The sequence below is a fragment of the Enterococcus montenegrensis genome (assembly GCF_029983095.1).
GTDB classification, from domain to species: domain Bacteria; phylum Bacillota; class Bacilli; order Lactobacillales; family Enterococcaceae; genus Enterococcus_C; species Enterococcus_C montenegrensis.
Genome location: NZ_CP120467.1, coordinates 2,177,654 through 2,194,840 on the forward strand (window position 1 = coordinate 2,177,654; position 17,187 = coordinate 2,194,840).

The 17,187-nt window shown below is 36.3% G+C and carries 14 protein-coding genes, 1 pseudogene and 1 riboswitch; of the genes and pseudogenes, 3 read left to right on the top strand and 12 right to left on the bottom strand.

Annotated features, from left to right (window positions below; genetic code table 11):
• Positions 1-9: 9 nt before the first annotated feature.
• Positions 10-1,632 (bottom strand): malolactic enzyme, encoded by a 1,623-nt coding sequence (locus tag P3T75_RS10475; protein ID WP_282461546.1) that lies wholly within the window; start codon positions 1,630-1,632, stop codon positions 10-12.
• Positions 1,633-1,791: 159 nt separating this feature from the next.
• Between P3T75_RS10475 and P3T75_RS10480 the strand changes: the two genes are divergently transcribed.
• Complete coding sequence (locus P3T75_RS10480) at positions 1,792-2,703, top strand: LysR family transcriptional regulator (protein WP_282461547.1); 912 nt, start codon at positions 1,792-1,794, stop codon at positions 2,701-2,703.
• 36 nt (positions 2,704-2,739) lie between these two features.
• Here the strand turns inward: P3T75_RS10480 and P3T75_RS10485 are convergent, their stop codons facing one another.
• The 9 genes and pseudogenes from P3T75_RS10485 to P3T75_RS10525 form a co-directional block, all read right to left on the bottom strand.
• Positions 2,740-3,063, bottom strand: a complete 324-nt coding sequence (locus tag P3T75_RS10485) for a hypothetical protein (RefSeq protein ID WP_282461548.1) — start codon at positions 3,061-3,063, stop codon at positions 2,740-2,742.
• 9 nt (positions 3,064-3,072) lie between these two features.
• Positions 3,073-3,167: riboswitch (SAM riboswitch) on the bottom strand.
• Between the two features lie 55 nt (positions 3,168-3,222).
• On the bottom strand, positions 3,223-3,690 hold the full coding sequence (locus P3T75_RS10490) for a flavodoxin domain-containing protein (protein WP_206902336.1): 468 nt from the start codon (positions 3,688-3,690) through the stop codon (positions 3,223-3,225).
• A gap of 259 nt (positions 3,691-3,949) precedes the next feature.
• Complete coding sequence (locus P3T75_RS10495; RefSeq protein WP_206902335.1) at positions 3,950-5,797, bottom strand: ABC transporter ATP-binding protein; 1,848 nt, start codon at positions 5,795-5,797, stop codon at positions 3,950-3,952.
• A 12-nt stretch (positions 5,798-5,809) separates the two neighbouring features.
• On the bottom strand, positions 5,810-8,200 hold the full coding sequence (locus tag P3T75_RS10500) for an ABC transporter ATP-binding protein (RefSeq protein WP_282461549.1): 2,391 nt from the start codon (positions 8,198-8,200) through the stop codon (positions 5,810-5,812).
• 14 nt (positions 8,201-8,214) lie between these two features.
• Positions 8,215-8,906 (bottom strand): annotated as a pseudogene (locus tag P3T75_RS10505) (TetR/AcrR family transcriptional regulator).
• A gap of 573 nt (positions 8,907-9,479) precedes the next feature.
• Positions 9,480-10,217: an alpha/beta fold hydrolase gene (locus P3T75_RS10510; protein ID WP_282461550.1), complete on the bottom strand. Its 738-nt coding sequence runs from the start codon at positions 10,215-10,217 to the stop codon at positions 9,480-9,482.
• 10 nt (positions 10,218-10,227) lie between these two features.
• Entirely contained in the window at positions 10,228-10,755 is a 528-nt protein-coding gene (locus P3T75_RS10515) for a dihydrofolate reductase family protein (protein WP_282461551.1), read from the bottom strand.
• 162 nt (positions 10,756-10,917) lie between these two features.
• A complete protein-coding gene (locus P3T75_RS10520; protein ID WP_282461552.1) occupies positions 10,918-11,124 on the bottom strand; it encodes a hypothetical protein in 207 nt (68 codons plus the stop codon).
• Positions 11,125-11,173: 49 nt separating this feature from the next.
• A complete protein-coding gene (locus P3T75_RS10525; RefSeq protein ID WP_282461553.1) occupies positions 11,174-12,130 on the bottom strand; it encodes a DUF5655 domain-containing protein in 957 nt (318 codons plus the stop codon).
• A 115-nt stretch (positions 12,131-12,245) separates the two neighbouring features.
• Between P3T75_RS10525 and P3T75_RS10530 the strand changes: the two genes are divergently transcribed.
• Both P3T75_RS10530 and P3T75_RS10535 read left to right on the top strand, forming a co-directional pair.
• Complete coding sequence (locus P3T75_RS10530) at positions 12,246-13,307, top strand: restriction endonuclease subunit S (RefSeq protein ID WP_282462599.1); 1,062 nt, start codon at positions 12,246-12,248, stop codon at positions 13,305-13,307.
• Between the two features lie 79 nt (positions 13,308-13,386).
• On the top strand, positions 13,387-14,316 hold the full coding sequence (locus tag P3T75_RS10535; protein ID WP_282461554.1) for a site-specific integrase: 930 nt from the start codon (positions 13,387-13,389) through the stop codon (positions 14,314-14,316).
• A 45-nt stretch (positions 14,317-14,361) separates the two neighbouring features.
• On the opposite strand, the gene P3T75_RS10540 is transcribed toward P3T75_RS10535, so the two are convergent.
• Entirely contained in the window at positions 14,362-15,576 is a 1,215-nt protein-coding gene (locus P3T75_RS10540) for a restriction endonuclease subunit S (RefSeq protein ID WP_282461555.1), read from the bottom strand.
• The gene (locus tag P3T75_RS10545) at positions 15,573-17,165 is read right to left on the bottom strand and encodes a type I restriction-modification system subunit M (protein WP_282461556.1); all 1,593 of its coding nucleotides are present in this window, start codon (positions 17,163-17,165) and stop codon (positions 15,573-15,575) included. The genes P3T75_RS10540 and P3T75_RS10545 overlap by 4 nt, the downstream gene beginning before the upstream one ends.
• Between the last annotated feature and the right edge of the window lie 22 nt (positions 17,166-17,187).

Sequence of the window (17,187 nt, forward strand, 5' to 3'; positions counted from 1 at the left end):
TTCTCTCTTTTAATATTCAGGAATCCATTTTGTTGCTTTAACAGCAGTTTTAATGTCGCTGATTTCTTCTTTATTTAGTTTTTGATCTAAAACACTTTGACCAACTACTTCGGCGATTTTTTCAGAAAATGCTGCTAATTTTGCTACTAGTGGTAAAACAGGTGCGCCAGGTTGTGTCGTATCTACGATTCCGCCTAAAGCATGACTTGCTTGGGATAACATTTCTCCATTTACACGACTGGCGGTAGAGGCGATGATCCCCAAACCAAGACCTGGATACATTAGTGCATTGTTGGCTTGACCAATTTGATAAGTAACACCATTATATTCCACGTCTTTTGCTGGAATACCAGTTCCAATCAAGGCTTTCCCATCCGTCCATTTAATCAAGTCTGCTGCAGTTGCTTCAGCTAATTTTGTTGGATTTGATAATGGAAAAATAACTGGACGTTTGGTGTGAGCAGCCATTTCTTTCACAATACTTTCGGTAAAAGCACCTGGTTGTGTGGAAGTTCCAATCATGACCGTAGGGTGAATAGCCTTCACCACATTTTCTAAATTGGTTAAATCCAAATCAGTAGAAAATTCACTCCGTTTACGGGCAAAAGCTTTTTGTCCATTGGTTAAATCAGCTGTATCTTCAAATAATAGACCTTGTTTATCCACCAAATAAAAACGGGCACGCGCTTGTTCTTCACTTAAACCTGCCCGCATTAGCTCATCTAACAATTGGTTGGCAATTCCAACACCGGCCGTACCAGCACCAAAGGTTAGAAAAATTTGATCGCTTAATTTTTCTTGGGAAATATTCATTGCTCCTAAAACACCTGCCAAAACCACAATACCAGTACCTTGAATATCATCGTTAAAGGTTGTGATTTTATCTTGGTATTTTTCTAAAATTGTGGCAGCATTGCTACGGCCAAAATCTTCCCAGTGTAACAATAGTTCTGGAAATAATTTTGTAGCGGCCTGAACAAATTTATCAACAAAATCCATATATTTTTCACCATAAATCCGTTGGTGTTTATTGCCAAGATACAAAGGATCGTTTAACAATTTTTCATTATTTGTTCCCGCATCTAACGAAACAGGTAATACTTGGCTTGGATCAATTCCTGCAGCGGCGGTGTAAACCATTAATTTACCAATGGCGATATCCACACCATTGACACCCCAATCTCCCATGCCCAAAATACCTTCTGCATCCGTTACAACGATTAAGCGAATATCGCGGCCTGCAGCTGCATTTTTTAAACTTGCTTCGATATCTTCTGGTGCATCAATCGATAAAAAAGCTGCATCTTGAGGTTCAACGAATAATTCATTGTATTGTTCAATTGAATCTGCCACCGTTGGATCGTAAACAATTGGCATAAATTCCACGATATGTTGTCCCATCAATTTGTAAAACAATGTGCGGTTCGTATTAAAAATGTTCATTAGAAAAATCCGTTTTTCCAAATCACTAGGTTTACTTAAATATTGTGCATAGGTTTGAACTGCTTGCTCTTCTAGCGTTTGAATACGACTTGGCAGCATCCCAGTTAAACCTAATTTTTCACGTTCAACTTTAGTAAAAGCTGTTCCTTTGTTTAAAAATGGATTGTTTAAAATTTCCATACCTTTCATTTTGAAAGCCTCCTCTTAATTTTGCGGTTATCCCTCGTTGACAATGACAAGGTTAATCCTTATTCCTTGCTATAGTCAAAAGCTGCAGTTATGATAAATTTAATTTATATGATAAGACTACCAAGAACTATTCATTCCAAGCAAATAGGAGGCTTTATCATGAATATTCGTGACTTAGAATACTTTCAACGCCTAGCTTTAGAAAAAAATTATTCTAAAGTAGCCGACTTTTACCACGTTAGCCAACCAACGATTACTTATGCCGTTAAACGCTTAGAAACTGAGCTAAATGTCAGTTTGGTCAATCGTAATCAGGCTCACAAAAATATCACCTTGACCCCAGCCGGTCGCCAATTTTTATTACATGCAAATAGTATTTTGCGGGAGTTGCGAATTGCCAAACAAGAGATGACACATTTCACGGCAAAAAAATTGCCTTTGGGATTGCCACCGATTATCGGCAATTATTATTTTCCAAAATTATCTCCGAAACTTTTACAAGCAGATATCCTTCCCCATCTCATTATTCAACGAGAAGGTTCTGAAAACTTATTGCGCCAAATCAAATTAGGCCGTCTGGATGTTGGCTTAATCGGCTCTTTAGATGCCATTCATGAAGATTCTTTAAATACCGAAATCTTAACTAAGAAAAAATTCAAGATTGTGGCTGCACCAACACACCCCCTAGCTACAAAAAAAACAGTAGCTTTCGCTGACTTAGGGGACGAAAAATTTTTATTACTAAGTGAACAATATGTACACCACCATGCCTTTGCTCGCTTAAGCCAAAGTGGCAATACAGATCCAAAAATTATTTATCAAAGTGATGATTTGGATATCTTAAAAGGTATGATTAAGTCTGGTATGGGAATCGGCTTTTTAGCTGAACTTGCCGTTAGTCCTGATGATAACTTAGTAACGATTGACTTATCGGATTTAACACAGCCGCAATTTCTGATTTCTCTCATCCATCGCAACAGCAGTATCGTAACACCAATTATGGAGGAATTATTGGCATTAATTCGACAAGTTGTCACTGAAGATGAAAATAAAAAAGTTCAAAAAGACTAAATTCCATGTCTTTTTGAACTTTTTTGATAGATTGGTTTATTTTCTAGGTCTAAAGGGAATTACATTATCCGGCAAATGCTCTGGCGGAATTGGCGTTCTGTTATTACTCGAGAGAAAATTGTTAGCACTTTTCTCCGGTTGAAGTAGCCTCGCCTTCATTTGTTCAAGTTCTCGTTTTCCTTCTTCTTTTTCTTCTGCCATTTGTTCTTTAATCGCAACTATATCAGCGGGATCAATCGTTAAATGCTGATACTTTTCCTTAAGGTGATGAAAAGCCATGGCTTCAGCAAAACACTTCGGACCACCACGTGCGACAATTTTCAAATACGTTGCATACTGTCCTGTAAATCTTTTTTTCATCTTAAATTCCTCCTATCTTTCCTTTGGGCAGGATGGAGCACCTTGCTTTTAGCAGGTTGCTGAAGCGTCATAGAGCCTGTTCTCTCAGCTTCTCGTGATAGATGAGTTCAGTATAACATGAATTTTTTAAATTTTTTTTAACAATATTCGTTTGCATACTTAACTAAATATCTTAGCTAATTCGTCAATTTTTTCATGCTTAAGCAGATTAGTGTAATTGGTTAATCCCGCTACCTTTTTTATAATAAGTCTACTAAAAAAAGGACATTGTTTCGGATCATAAATACCACCCACAAATGTTTTTATAGTGGCGTGTTGTAATAATTCTGCAGGAAAATTTTGCTCAAAAACTTCTGTCGCCTTTTCTGGCTGTAGCCCACAAAGAAATAATCCCAGTCTATATTGTTTCAATTCTTCTTGATAGGTTGTCATAAAAGTTTTCATTTCTTTACTAATCATGCCGGCAGTTACAGGCGAGCCGATAATGATTGTCTGATACATTTTCAATTCATTGAAATCAGTTCCTTTTAAAGGGAGTGCAACAGCATCAGGAATCTTTGCAGCAAGTTGAGTGGCAACTTGTTTTGTCGTCCCCTGTTTTGTCGTGTAAACAATTGCAGTCTTCATATTTTCTCTCTATTCATCAGTATTTTGTACTGTTTTATTATACCAAATAATTTTGTAGACTTATTTTCTGAACTTTCGTGATTATTTTATTCTAGTCATCACTTTCCTGATTAACTATACTAACGCTAAATTTTGTTTCGTGTTTTATAAATCATTTTAGAAAAATTGATTTAAACGATCCTTGTCATAAAAAAACGTCCCACACTTAAACAATTAAGTTAAGTGTGGGGCGTCATTGTATTTCTAAATAAATTTTAATCTAGCCTGCCAACTCTTCAAATTGAGAATTGTAAAGTTGTGCGTAGTAGCCACCTTTAGCTAATAATTCTTCGTGGGTACCTTGTTCTTTGATATCCCCATCTTGCATGTAAAGAATTTTATCGGCATCTTTAATTGTCGATAAGCGGTGGGCGATAACAAAGGAAGTTCGTCCGGCCATTAAATTGTTCATAGCATTTTGAATTAAGACTTCTGTCCGTGTATCAACAGAAGATGTCGCTTCATCTAAAATCAAAATTGGTTTATCGGCTAAGATTGCTCGGGCAATGGTTAACAATTGTTTTTGTCCTTGGGAGATGTTAGAAGATTCTTCGTTTAACTCCATGTTGTAGCCACCAGGCAATGTTTCAATAAAGTGATGAACATGGGCTGCTTTTGCTGCTGCGTAAACTTCTTCATCTGTTGCATCTAAGTTCCCATAACGTAAGTTGTCCATAATGGTTCCTTTAAACAACCACGTATCTTGTAGGACCATCCCGATATTTTCCCGTAAGTCGGCACGATTGAAATCGCGAATATCATGCCCATCAATTTTAATGGCGCCTGAGTTTACATCGTAAAAACGCATCAACAATTTGACCATTGTTGTTTTACCAGCACCAGTTGGTCCAACGATGGCAACAGTTTGCCCAGGATCAACATGACTGCTGAAATCGTTAATGATGATTTTATCTGGTGTGTAACCAAAGTGTACATGTTCAAAGTCCACTTCACCTTTAACTTTACCGATCTTCACTGGATTTTCGACTGTTTGTGCTTCTTCTTCTTCACCTAAGAATTCAAAAACACGTTCAGCTGCGGCTGCCATAGATTGCAGCATATTCGAAACTTGTGCCAATTGGGCAATAGGTTGTGTCAAGTTACGAACGTATTGGATAAACGCTTGAATATCCCCAACGGTAATTGTACCGTTATACGCCAAGATACCCCCGATAATCGCGACTGCAACATAACCTAAGTTACCAACAAAGTTCATAATCGGTTGCATCAAACCTGAAAGAAATTGTGATTTCCAAGCAGATTTAAAAAGAATGTCATTTTGTTCTTTGAATTCATTCAACGCATTTTCTTCATCGTTAAATAGATGAACAATATTGTAACCACCGACAGTTTCTTCTACTTGACCATTAATTTTACCTAAATATTTTTGTTGCGTAGCAAAATATTTTTGTGAGTATTTTACGACAACCATAATTAGGAGTAACGAAATGGGTACGATCAAAATAGAGATACCAGTCATTTTAACAGAGATCGATAACATCATGATGATTACACCAATAATAGTAAAAGTTGACGTAATCAACTGCGTAACCGATTGGTTTAAAGATTGTCCCAGCGTATCCACATCATTTGTGATACGGGATAAAACTTCACCAGTTGTCCGGCTTTCAAAGTAATTCATTGGCATCCGGTTGATTTTCTCAGAAATTTCTTTACGCATACGATAGGTAACTTTTTGCGTGACCGTGGACATAATCCAACCTTGCATCACACCAAATAGTGCAGCTACTAAGTACAAACCTAACATGAAGAGTAAAATTTGACCGATTTTATCAAAGTTGATGCCGCCGGTACCTTGATATTTTTTAATTAAGCCATTAAAAAGTTCTGTAATGGCTTTAGATAAGATTTTTGGTCCCCAAATATTGAAAACAGTTGATGCTGCCGCGAATATCATGACGAACAAGACAGCAATCTTATAATTTGCCATATAGGAGACTAATTTTTTGATAGTACCTTTGAAGTCTTTGGCTTTTTCGCCACCGGCCATACCGCCGCCCATTGGTCCATGTCCGCCCCGCGGACGTTGTTGTTTACTTTCTGCCATTTTCTTCGCCTCCTATTCTGCTTCCAAACCTAATTCAGCATTACTCAATTGTGATGAAGCAATTTCTTGATAAACAGCAGATGTTTCCATCAATTCATCATGTGTACCTTGCGCCACAATCCGACCTTCATTTAAAACGATAATATTGTCAGCATGCAAAATAGTAGAAATTTTTTGTGCCACAATAATTTGGGTAATATCTTTAACATTTTCTGCTAATGCGCGTCGCAGTGCAACATCCGTTTTATTATCCAAAGCAGAAAGTGAATCGTCAAAAATCAAAATTTTCGGATCTTTTGCTAACGCACGTGCAATGGACAAGCGTTGTTTTTGACCACCAGAAACGTTTGTCCCACCTTGTGAGATGGCACGATCATAACCGTCATCATTGGAGTCGATGAATTCTTCTGCTTGGGCAATCATCGCGGCTTTTTTCATTTGTTCGTCTGTAATACCTTCCACGTCACCAAATTTAATATTAGATTTAATATCGCCAGAGAATAAAATTCCTTTTTGCGGTACAAACCCGATTAAATCATGTAATTTATGCAAACTCATTTGGCGAATGTCTACGCCATCAATGGTAATGCGACCAGTCGAAACATCAAACAAACGGGGAATCAAGTTGACAACCGTTGACTTACCAGAACCCGTGGAACCGATTAAAGCTGTTGTTTGCCCAGGTTTAGCAGTGAAATTCAAATGATGCAATACATCTTCATCTGCATCTGGGTAACGGAATGTTACACCTTCGAATTTTACTTCCCCATTAAAGTCGTGATCATCTTGAGGTTGTTCAGGATTAGTAATTGTTGGTTTTGTTTCTAAGACTTCGTCAACGCGACCAGCAGATACGTTAGCACGTGGTAAAATAATTGAAACCATCGAAAGCATCATAAAGGCCATTACGATTTGCATTGTATACGTAATAAAGGCCATCATATCCCCAACTTGTAATTGTCCGGCATCCATATTGTGACCGCCAACCCAAACGATTAAAACAGAAATACCATTCATCAACAACATCATAATTGGCATCATAATAGACATCGCCCGGTTAACAAACATTTGCGTTTTCATTAGGTCTGTATTGGCACCATCAAAACGTTTTTCTTCGTATTTTTCACGGGAGAAGGCCCGAATAACTGGTAAACCAGTAATGATTTCACGGGAAACTAAGTTCACCCGGTCGACCAGTTTTTGCAAGCTCTTGAATTTTGGCATTGTAAAACCAAGTAAAGTCAAAACTAAAATCAAGACTAAACCAACGGCAACACCAATAATCCAGCCCATACCAGTACCTGTTTTATATACTTCGTAAATCCCACCTAAACCTAATATCGGTGCGTACAGTACCATCCGAATTGTCATAACCAAACCCATTTGGATTTGTTGAATATCATTTGTACTGCGTGTGATTAAGGAAGCTGGTGAGAATTTTTCCATTTCAGCATTTGAAAATTGTAAAATTTGATTGAATTGTCCCACCCGCAAATTTTTACCAACAGAAGAAGAAACCAAGGAAGCAATTAAACCAACTAAAATTGCAGCGGCAGCAGAGATTAACGTTAAAATAATCATTTGCGTACCCTTTTTCACCATATAATCAGTTTGAATTTGCTTAGTATCTTTATTCAAGGCTTTATACTCGGCTAATGTCAATTGGACTCCAACTGTTTTCATGGAATCACTTCCCATATCGCCAAGCTCGTCTTTGGTTTCTTTTCTTGCAGCTGCTAATTTTGCTGGCATCGCATCATTGGTTTTTTTCAACTCGTTTCCAAGTTCTTGGGCCTGGGCACCTTTGGCTTTGGCTTCATCCCCAAGTTTTTGGGCCTCGGCACCTTTTTCTTGGGCGGTTGCTATATCACCACCTGCTGCAGCTTGTTGCGCTTGGGCTGCGGCTTGTTGGGCTTGTTGTCCCAATGTTTTAGCTTCGTTACCAAGTGCTTGGGCTTTTTTGCCGTCTGTGCCTAATTTTTGATAGGTCGTTAAAATTTCTTTGGCAGCATTCCCGTCTTTTGAATCTTTGGCTTGAGAAGAAGCCAGCATCATCATTGGCAATTCAAAAATCTTGGCCAATTTTTCTTTTGTCATACCATCTTTTAAATCAAGATTGTAAACATCAACTTTTTTACCATCTACTGTTTTTGTAGTGGCTTTATAATTTTCTTTAATCGTATCTTTTTCAGCATCCGTCATAAATAACTCGATAGCTGATAGCGTGGACTTGCGAATTGTTTCTGGTGTCGCAGTTTCTAGTCCTCCTTGTTGAATACCTACGTCGACGATGTCTGACGTAATACTTGGTAATGTCAAATCACTATGCGCTTGGATTCCTAAAAGTACCAGTGCTGCTAGGATTGCATACCAATATTTTCCCAGATATTTAAATAATTTCACGTCTGCAACCTTCCTTATCTACTTAATTTTTCATCTTTAGGTTTTGTAGCACCACTTTTTAGCCAATTGAGCTTTAAAGTAAAATCCTTTAAAACTTCTTCCATATCAAAATCGTCTTTTCCAACTAACTGGCGATACCCTTCTGCAACAGACGAAAATACCATGTGCATCAACATTTTGACTAAAATTTTCAACTCATCTTCGTTTGCAACTTTTAAAGTCGTCAGATCAATCATATTGTAAAATTCCTGCATGGTTTCTTTATGTTCTTGGCGTGCCTCTTCAGAATGAAAAGCCACATGGGGATGATTTCGTTTATCAAAATGGGGTGAAACTTTATGGAAAGAACGATAGTCCATATTCATAAACAAGTTCTTATAAAAGGCTGCATTCTCACCTTGCAAAACTTCTTTCACCATTTTGATAAAGTAAATTTCAAAACCGTCAAAAAGTTGTCCTTTTGCCTCTCTCATGGCATTATTCAACTCATGTTGGGTATTGCGCCGCATACTTTGAAAATAATAGAAATATAAATCTTCTTTATCTTCAAAATATTGATAAAAACTTCCCGGGGAATCCCGGCATCTTTAATAATTTGCGCAATTGACGCATCCACTAAAGGTGCTCTGGAAAACTCTTTTTTCGCAGCTTTCATAATTCGTTGCTGCTTTTCTCTTGTCAGATGAAAAAAGGTTTCCTTTGGCATGATCTCTCCTCCTTACTTTAAAAATTTTCACTTTAAATAAATGACGCTATGTCATGTGACAATGTGTCATTATACGCTCATTTTTGGCAATTGCAAGCATTTTGCATAATTATTTTCATAAAAACCTTCAAACAAAAATTGTTATTTAAAAAGTTAAAAATATTGATTTGTCAGCGTTTAAACGCAAAACGTATATTATCTTTTGAAATAAAGTCAGCATTTTACTATTTTCAAACAAAAAAATTTCATACTTTCTTCATATATCAATTTGAAATAACGGTTTCAATTTTATCAAGACAATAACAATTGATTATATTTCTTGCAAAAAAATATACCAATTTGTTTTCACGTTTTTTAATCGTTGACGTTAAGGTTATCAAAATTTTGTTTTTTAAATTTGCCAAGCCATCTCGCCGTTTTTTCAAAGCTGAAGATTAAACTTTAGTACTTTTAATTTTGATTGTCTTAAAAAAATCCTCACATAAAAAGTCGTCCTAACTTTCAAAACTTAAAAACTACACCAACTTATCATCTTTAGGTTTGCTACTACGACTTAATCCTTGAGAATTTTTCCTATTTTATTTCTTGCAACCAATGAATAATAATCTGACCAATTTTCCTTTGTTGTTCATCATTGGAGATTGTTGCTTGTCCATCACCTTTTTGTGCTCCGTAACTGCCAAAGCCAGCATGATTGCCACCTTTAATGATTTCATAAGTAGCCGTCTTTGGTAAATAGTTTTTGGCTTTTTGATACTGTTTATGATTTAATACCTGATCTTTACTAGCTGTAATTGATAAAACCGGTATATTGTTCTTTACAAGTGACCCTTTCTCATCAGGATAACTAGCTAAAAAAATCATACCCGCAATATCTTTGGGCTGGTTATGTGCATAACGACTCGCCATCACCCCACCTAATGAATGACCGACTAAAATATTTCTTTCATGTGGATTCATCACAGCATCTGCTTTATTTGGGGCCATTACAGCTAAATTCAAAGGTAACTTCAAAATATAAACCCGATAACCTGCCGCAGCTATTTCTTGGGCCCAAATGCGATAACTCGCCGGATTGACCAAAGCCCCCGGATAAAAGATAAGATTTGTCTTTTCTTTTGTTTTATCTGCCTGTTGACTAGTAAATAATTCGTAATCTTTTGTAACTTTTACCGGCTTAATTGTACTTGCAGCACTTGTGGGGGTGTAGGTGTTCACTTTTAGATAGAAAACACCACCTGCTATTACTAAAATAAAGGCAACAAAAATTCCCAGCAGCGTTTTTTGCCACCAACGCCATTTCTTCAACATAAAACCTTCCTTACGTCATTTTTTTACGATAATGTAATTCCACCAATTCACCCATTTGCGTTGTCGCAACAAACGTTAGCCGTTGTTGATAATTGCCTGTTGGAAATAACCGTTTACCACTGCCTAGTAACACTGGCGCAATTTGTATCCAGTATTCGTCCAATAGATCAGCTTTCATTAATTGAGTTAATAAATTGCCGCCACCAACAATCCAAATATAGTCCTTGACTTGATTTTTCAAATCACCAATCACTTTGACAGGATCTTCACTGGTAAAATACCCCTCATGAATTTCATCTGTTCGCGTGCGGGAAAAAACGATCTTCTGTTTATTTGGATACAAGGATTCTTCTTGCAGTAATTTCAATACTTCATCGTACGTAACACGTCCCATAACGACCGTCGCAACTTTTTCTGCAAAACTTTCATAAGTCGAAACACCAGCTAAATCCGTATCAAACAACCATTGCAAATTATCATTACTGTCTGCTAAATAGCCATCCAAACTAATCGCACCATAAAACACGACTTTACCCAAGTAAATACCTCCATTATGTATTTAAAAATTTACACAAAAAAAGACCACTTCTTGATTATAGCAACAAGAAGCAGTCTTATAAAAAGATACGACTGAAAGATTTTATTATTATAAGCAAACTCATTTCATACTCAAAAATTATAAGCATTCCAAAATTTTTACTTAATACATTTCAGTTAACTCCAAAGCATCGCGAATATCGCCATTTTCATAAACACGGACTTGAGCTAAAGTTCCAGTTCCACCTTGAGCTCGCCATTCTTTACTTGCTATCTTAATTTGCCAATAATGACCATATTCATCAATTCCTTCCCCCATATCATTATATAAAAGATCATCATTATAATTCACTAGTGTTGTATGAAACATTATATATTTCGTACAACACTAGTGATATTTTCTCTAAATTACAATTGTATCAACGATAATGTTTCCAAGCTTGCTTAATTAAGCTCGCGATATACTCAATATTCTGATTGTCCTTTAGAATAATTTCGTAGTCCCCATTTCCCCAATGGCCTGTTTGACTCACATCTCGTGCCATATTTTCCGGGTCATTTAGCTCACCCGCTTTTAAATTGATCCAAAGTTTCAACGCATTCTTCTGTATATGGATATCCACAATATTGCGCTTTAATTTAAAGGAATTATAGAGTTTCACGGGTTTAATTTGAATATTTCCATCCCACCCAAGAATAATTTCCCTTAAATCATCATACAAATTTTGAATGTCTAGATTACCAATTTGACGATTTTTTTCTTCCGTGTAAATCATTATTTCTTTTGATAAGCCTTTCTTACTAACTGAATTCAATTCATTAGTCTCAATACTTCTTATCTGTCCAAAGTTAGTTTTTTTAAGGAATTCAACATCAAACAAACCATTCTCATATTTTTTTGCCACGAGTAAATCAATTGGTAAGTCAGGGTTATTAAACGCACCATACTGATAATTGGTGTAGTCTCGTGCTATAAACAAAATTTTTGTTTGAGACCAATCAATATCTTTTACCCGCTTCAAATTTGCAGGATAATGTTCATTATAACTTAAGGTAAAATCCCCTTTATGCGCCAAAAGACTGTTGAGATAAGCATAGCCTTGATCAACCACGCTAAATTTTTTTCCCATTTTGTATTCAATGATCACAAAACTATTCGTCTCCTCGTCAAACGCAACTGTATCAAGACGAAAATTGTCCACAACAAATTCAGTTGCCACGAATTTTAAATTGAACAGCACCTCTAAATTGGACTCAATCAAACATTGAAGCTCCTTTTCATTGCTGAACATAACTTCTTTGACTGCAACTAGTTCTTGATTTTTTAATCGATATAAAACCATTCCTATACCTTCTTTTCCGATAATTCTTTTCACTTGTTATCTAAATGATAGCACAGAAGAGGTTTAGGTAAAAAATTGAAAATAGCTGGTTAAAGATTGGGAACAGCGTAAGTTATCAGAAGTAGCAAACCATCGGGGAGGAACGGCTATCGAAAAATACTTCAAAGAAGATGGTAGGTACAAAGTTATTTCAATCGGTAGCTATGGATTAGATAGTAAGTATGTTGACCAAAATATTCGTGCAGTATCAAATGAAGTTACAGATGGTCGAGTTGTTCACAATGGAGAGCTTACTATGGTGCTAAATGATAAAACTGCTAATGGAACTATTATAGGGCGTTCATTGCTGATAGAACAAGATAACCAATATATAATCAACCAACGCACTGAGATTATTTCGCCAAAAGAAAACTTTGATTCTGAATTTGCGTACACAATACTTAATGGACCATTTAGAGAAAAGGTAAAACGGATTGTTCAAGGTGGAACACAAATTTATGTGAACTATTCAGCAGTTGAAAATCTGGCTCTTGAACTTCCATGCTTTGAAGAACAACAAAAGATCGGTACCTTATTCAAACAACTAGACACCACCATCACCCTTCATCAGCGTAAGCTAGATCTTCTAAAGCAGATGAAGAAAGGCTTTCTGCAAAAGATGTTTCCAAAAGATGATGGGAAAGTCCCTGAACTGCGATTTGCTGACTTTATTGATGAGTGGGAACAGCGGAAGTTGGGAGAAGTGACAGATGTTAAGTCTGGTAGAGACTATAAACATCTAAATTCAGGTGTTATTCCTGTTTATGGAACCGGGGGCTACATGCTTAGTGTTGATGAGGCTCTGTCTTATGATGAAGATGCTGTTGGGATTGGAAGAAAAGGAACAATAGATAAGCCATATATTTTAAAAGCCCCATTTTGGACCGTAGATACTTTGTTTTATACACTTCCAAACCAAGAAATTGATTTGAATTTTATTTACGCTATCTTTCAAAATATAGATTGGAAATCTAAAGACGAATCGACGGGTGTTCCTAGTCTTTCAAAAACTACTATAAATAAAGTCAACATTTCTGTACCCAGTAAATCCGAACAACAAAAAATCGGTGACTTCTTCCAACAGCTCGACCAAACCATCACCCTTCATCAAGAAAAGCTAAACAAACTAAAACTACTAAAGAAAAGCTATCTACAAAACATGTTGATTTAATAAAACATTTACTCTCATAAAGATAACAAAGATAATTGAAAGGATGATTTAATCATCAATTATTTTTTGGAGGTCTTTTATGAAAACGAAAAAAAGAAATGAACAGTTATTCCACAACTATTTTAAGGAGTGGGTGAGTCTTTATAAAGTTGGAGCAGTGAGAGAAGTGACTCTGCAGAAGTACCGCATGACTGAACAAAAACTAAGAGAGCTAGTTCCTGATTTAAAATTACGTGAACTTGATCGATATAGTTATCAACAAATATTAAATGACTACGCTCTTACCCATGAAAAACAAACAACCATGGACTTTCACCATCATTTAAAGGGCTCTATATTTGATGCGGTGGACGAAGGATTGCTACAACAAAATCCTACTCGAAAAGTTGTTATTAAAGGTAAGGTGCCTCGGGCAAAAAAGGCAAAATTTTTGAACCAATTTGAAGTACAGCGTTTATTAAGAGAGTTGGACTTATCAAATGATATTAACTGGGATTGGTTTATATTATTGGTTATAAAAACAGGCCTTCGCTTTTCCGAAGCTTTAGCACTGACACCTGCAGATTTTGATTTCTCCATACAGAAAATCGTTATAAGTAAAACTTGGGATTACAAGAAAGCCAATGGATCTTTTCAGCCCACCAAAAATGAGTCCTCTAATCGAAAAATTCAAATTGATTGGCAATTAGCCATGCAGTTTTCACAGCTCATTAAGTCAAAGGAGCAAGATAAACCCATTTTCATAAAGAATAGAGTGTTCAACTCTACGATTAATAATCGATTGAAAACTCTATGTCTTCAAGCTGATATTCCAATTATTACTGTACACAGTTTGAGACACACTCATGCCTCCTTGCTTTTATTTGCAGGAGTTTCTATTGCCAGTGTAGCAAATCGATTGGGACATTCTAGTATGACAACTACCCAAGAAACATATCTTCATATTATTCAAGAATTGGAGAATCAAGACAACGATAAAATTATTCGCCATCTATCTATGTTGATGTAATAGGAAATCCCCACCTAGTTTCTCTTTGCTAGATGGGGATTTGATTTATATAAACAATTTTTGTAGATAAGATTTTTTTAAGGTAACTAGTTTATCCAGTTTTTCTTGACGAAGGATGATGATATCGTCTAACTGCTTAAAAAAGCTACCGATTTTTTGTTGTTCTTCTTTTTGTGGATAAAGTAGGTTTACTTGTTTCAAATCAGAATTGTGCAGATGAACAACAGATTTTCCTTGTGCTCTTTTAGACATTTCTTTTTGTTGAGTTCCATTAGAAATCGTCAAAGCTAAAAAAGTTGAGTCAATTTTTTTGTTAGGTTTGATTATGTTTAAATCCCCACCTAAGATAATCCCTGACTTACCAACAACCGCTGCTCGAGAAATATCTTCTGACTTTTCCCCTGATGCAGGAACAATAACTTCGTTGCCTTCACTAACAACAGACTTATCTTTCTTTTCAACAAATGTATCTACACGATTAATTATAGTTTCATATTTTGTGTAAAGACGCCCATAGAGAATAATTGGAGAACCTCTTTCAATTAAATCATTTTTTTTATATCCATTACCTTTTGAGAAGTTTGCTAAAGTGCCCAACTTACGCTGTTTCCACTCACTAATAAAATCATCAAACCGTAGCTCGGGAACTTTCTCATCACTTTTTGGAAACATTCTTTGTAGAAAGCCTTTCTTCATCTGCTTTAAAAGATCCAACTTACGCTGATGAAGGGTGATGGTATTATCTAAGTGTTTGAAAAAAACGCCAATTTTTTGTTGTTCATCAATAGCAGGTAATGAAATATCCGTATCAAGAATATTCTTATTATAAAGCCTTTTAATTGTACTTCCTTCAAGACCTTTCCATTTAACAACAGAATAAAACTGCTCTAAAAAAGAGTTATCAACCTGCTCGTCATGTTCAAGCCAAACTATGTTGCTGTCTTGAAAATACTCATCTTTCCCTTGGTATACAACTGTCCTTCCAATACTTCCTGACGCAGAAATTAAGATGTCTCCAACTTTGGGATAAGGATACTTGTTTTTATATTCCTCAAATAATTCTCTTGAAATAAAAGAATCTGGACTTCCTCCGAAAGTTCCAATTTTGTAAAAAGGAACATCTCCAGAGTCACTAGTTTGTTCCTTGAATATCCGACGATTCATCACAACAGAACCAACTTCCCCCAACTTACGCTGTTCCCAATCGTCTTTAAATCCTCTAAACCGCAGTACAGGTACTTTTTTATTGTCTTCACTCATTTAAATACCGCCTTTGTTGCTTCGATTATTGCTTTTGTTTCTGGAGTTTCTGCAAGTTCATCTAGCATTGAAAGAAACTCTTGCTCTGTTTTTTTTATTTCTGAATTTAGGGAAACCAATTCATTACTTAGTTCAATCATATCAATTGGTTCCTCCTCTTCGAAAGTATCGACATAACGAGGAATATTTAGGTTATAGTCATTTTCTTTTATCTCTTCTAGTGTTGCTACGTGAGAGAATTTTTCAATTTCTTTTCGCTCTACCACAGCTTCAACAATATTTGTAATATCTTCTGGACGTAGTCGATTTTGTTTTTTTAATTTTTCATATCGCTCACTTGCATCGACAAACAGCACATCTGACTCTACTCGGTTTTTACTTAAAATCAATACGCAGACCGGAATTGATGTATTTAAAAACATCTTATCTGGAAACCCGATAATCGTTTCGATTTGATGCTTTTCAAGTAATGCTTTCCGAATACGGCCTTCTGCTGCTCCTCTGAATAAAACCCCATGTGGTAGCACAATAGCCATCTTGCCGTCATCTTCCAAGTGATACAAACAATGCAAGAGAAAGGCATAATCTGCTTTCGTTTTTGGCGCTACCCCATATTCACGCCAACGAGGATCATCTTCACGATCTTTACTATTCCAATGTGCAGAATAAGGCGGATTCGCCATAACGGCATCAAATAAACGAGGACTGTCTTTCCCATCAACAATCCCATCTGGCCAGTCGCTTTTGAGCGTGTCCGCATGATTAATAAAAATATCGTTATACTCTACACCATGCATCATTAAATTCATGCGTGCTAAACGAAATGGTGTGGCATCTTTTTCTTGTCCATAGTATTTGATCATGCCTCGTTTATCTGAATTTTTCATATAACTTGCCGTTGTCAGTAAGAGGGAACCTGATCCAACTGTCGGATCGTAGATAGAAAAACGCTCTTTATCTTCTCTACCATGGGTTAAAATTTGCGCCATAACGGCAGAAATCTCTTGAGGTGTATAATATTGTCCCATATCCGAAGCTAAAACTGTTGCAAATTGAGCAACTAAATATTCGTAAATATCAGAAACGGTATCATCACTAGCTGATAAGTCAAATTCAGGGGTGGAAAGCAAATCAATCATTGAAATCATCACACTGGCTCTGGCTTGCGCGTTAGCTCCAAGATCGGCGCTATCAAAGCGCATTCCATCAAAAATACCTTCAAAATCACGTTTAGCATCCGGTGCAATCTGCTGATTAAAATGACCAAATGTTTCAGACATCATCCCAATACTAAACTGATCCTCATCAATTGCTTTTTTCCAATCTACAAAAAAATCTCCTGGTTGGATAGCATAGCCTAGATTTTTCCCCATATAGGACAATGATTTAACAGAATCTTGCGCGTAGATACTTTCCCAGGTTTCGTTTCTACGTAGTGTACTTTCTAGCCATCGCATTGCCTTTTCGGAAAGATATTTATAAAATAAAATGCCAAATATATAATCTTTATACGCTGTTAACCCTATTTGACCACGCGTCTGGTTCAACATCGCCCACATTTTTGTCTTTTGTTCATTTGAAAGAGCCATTTATTTCTCCTACCTTTTCTAT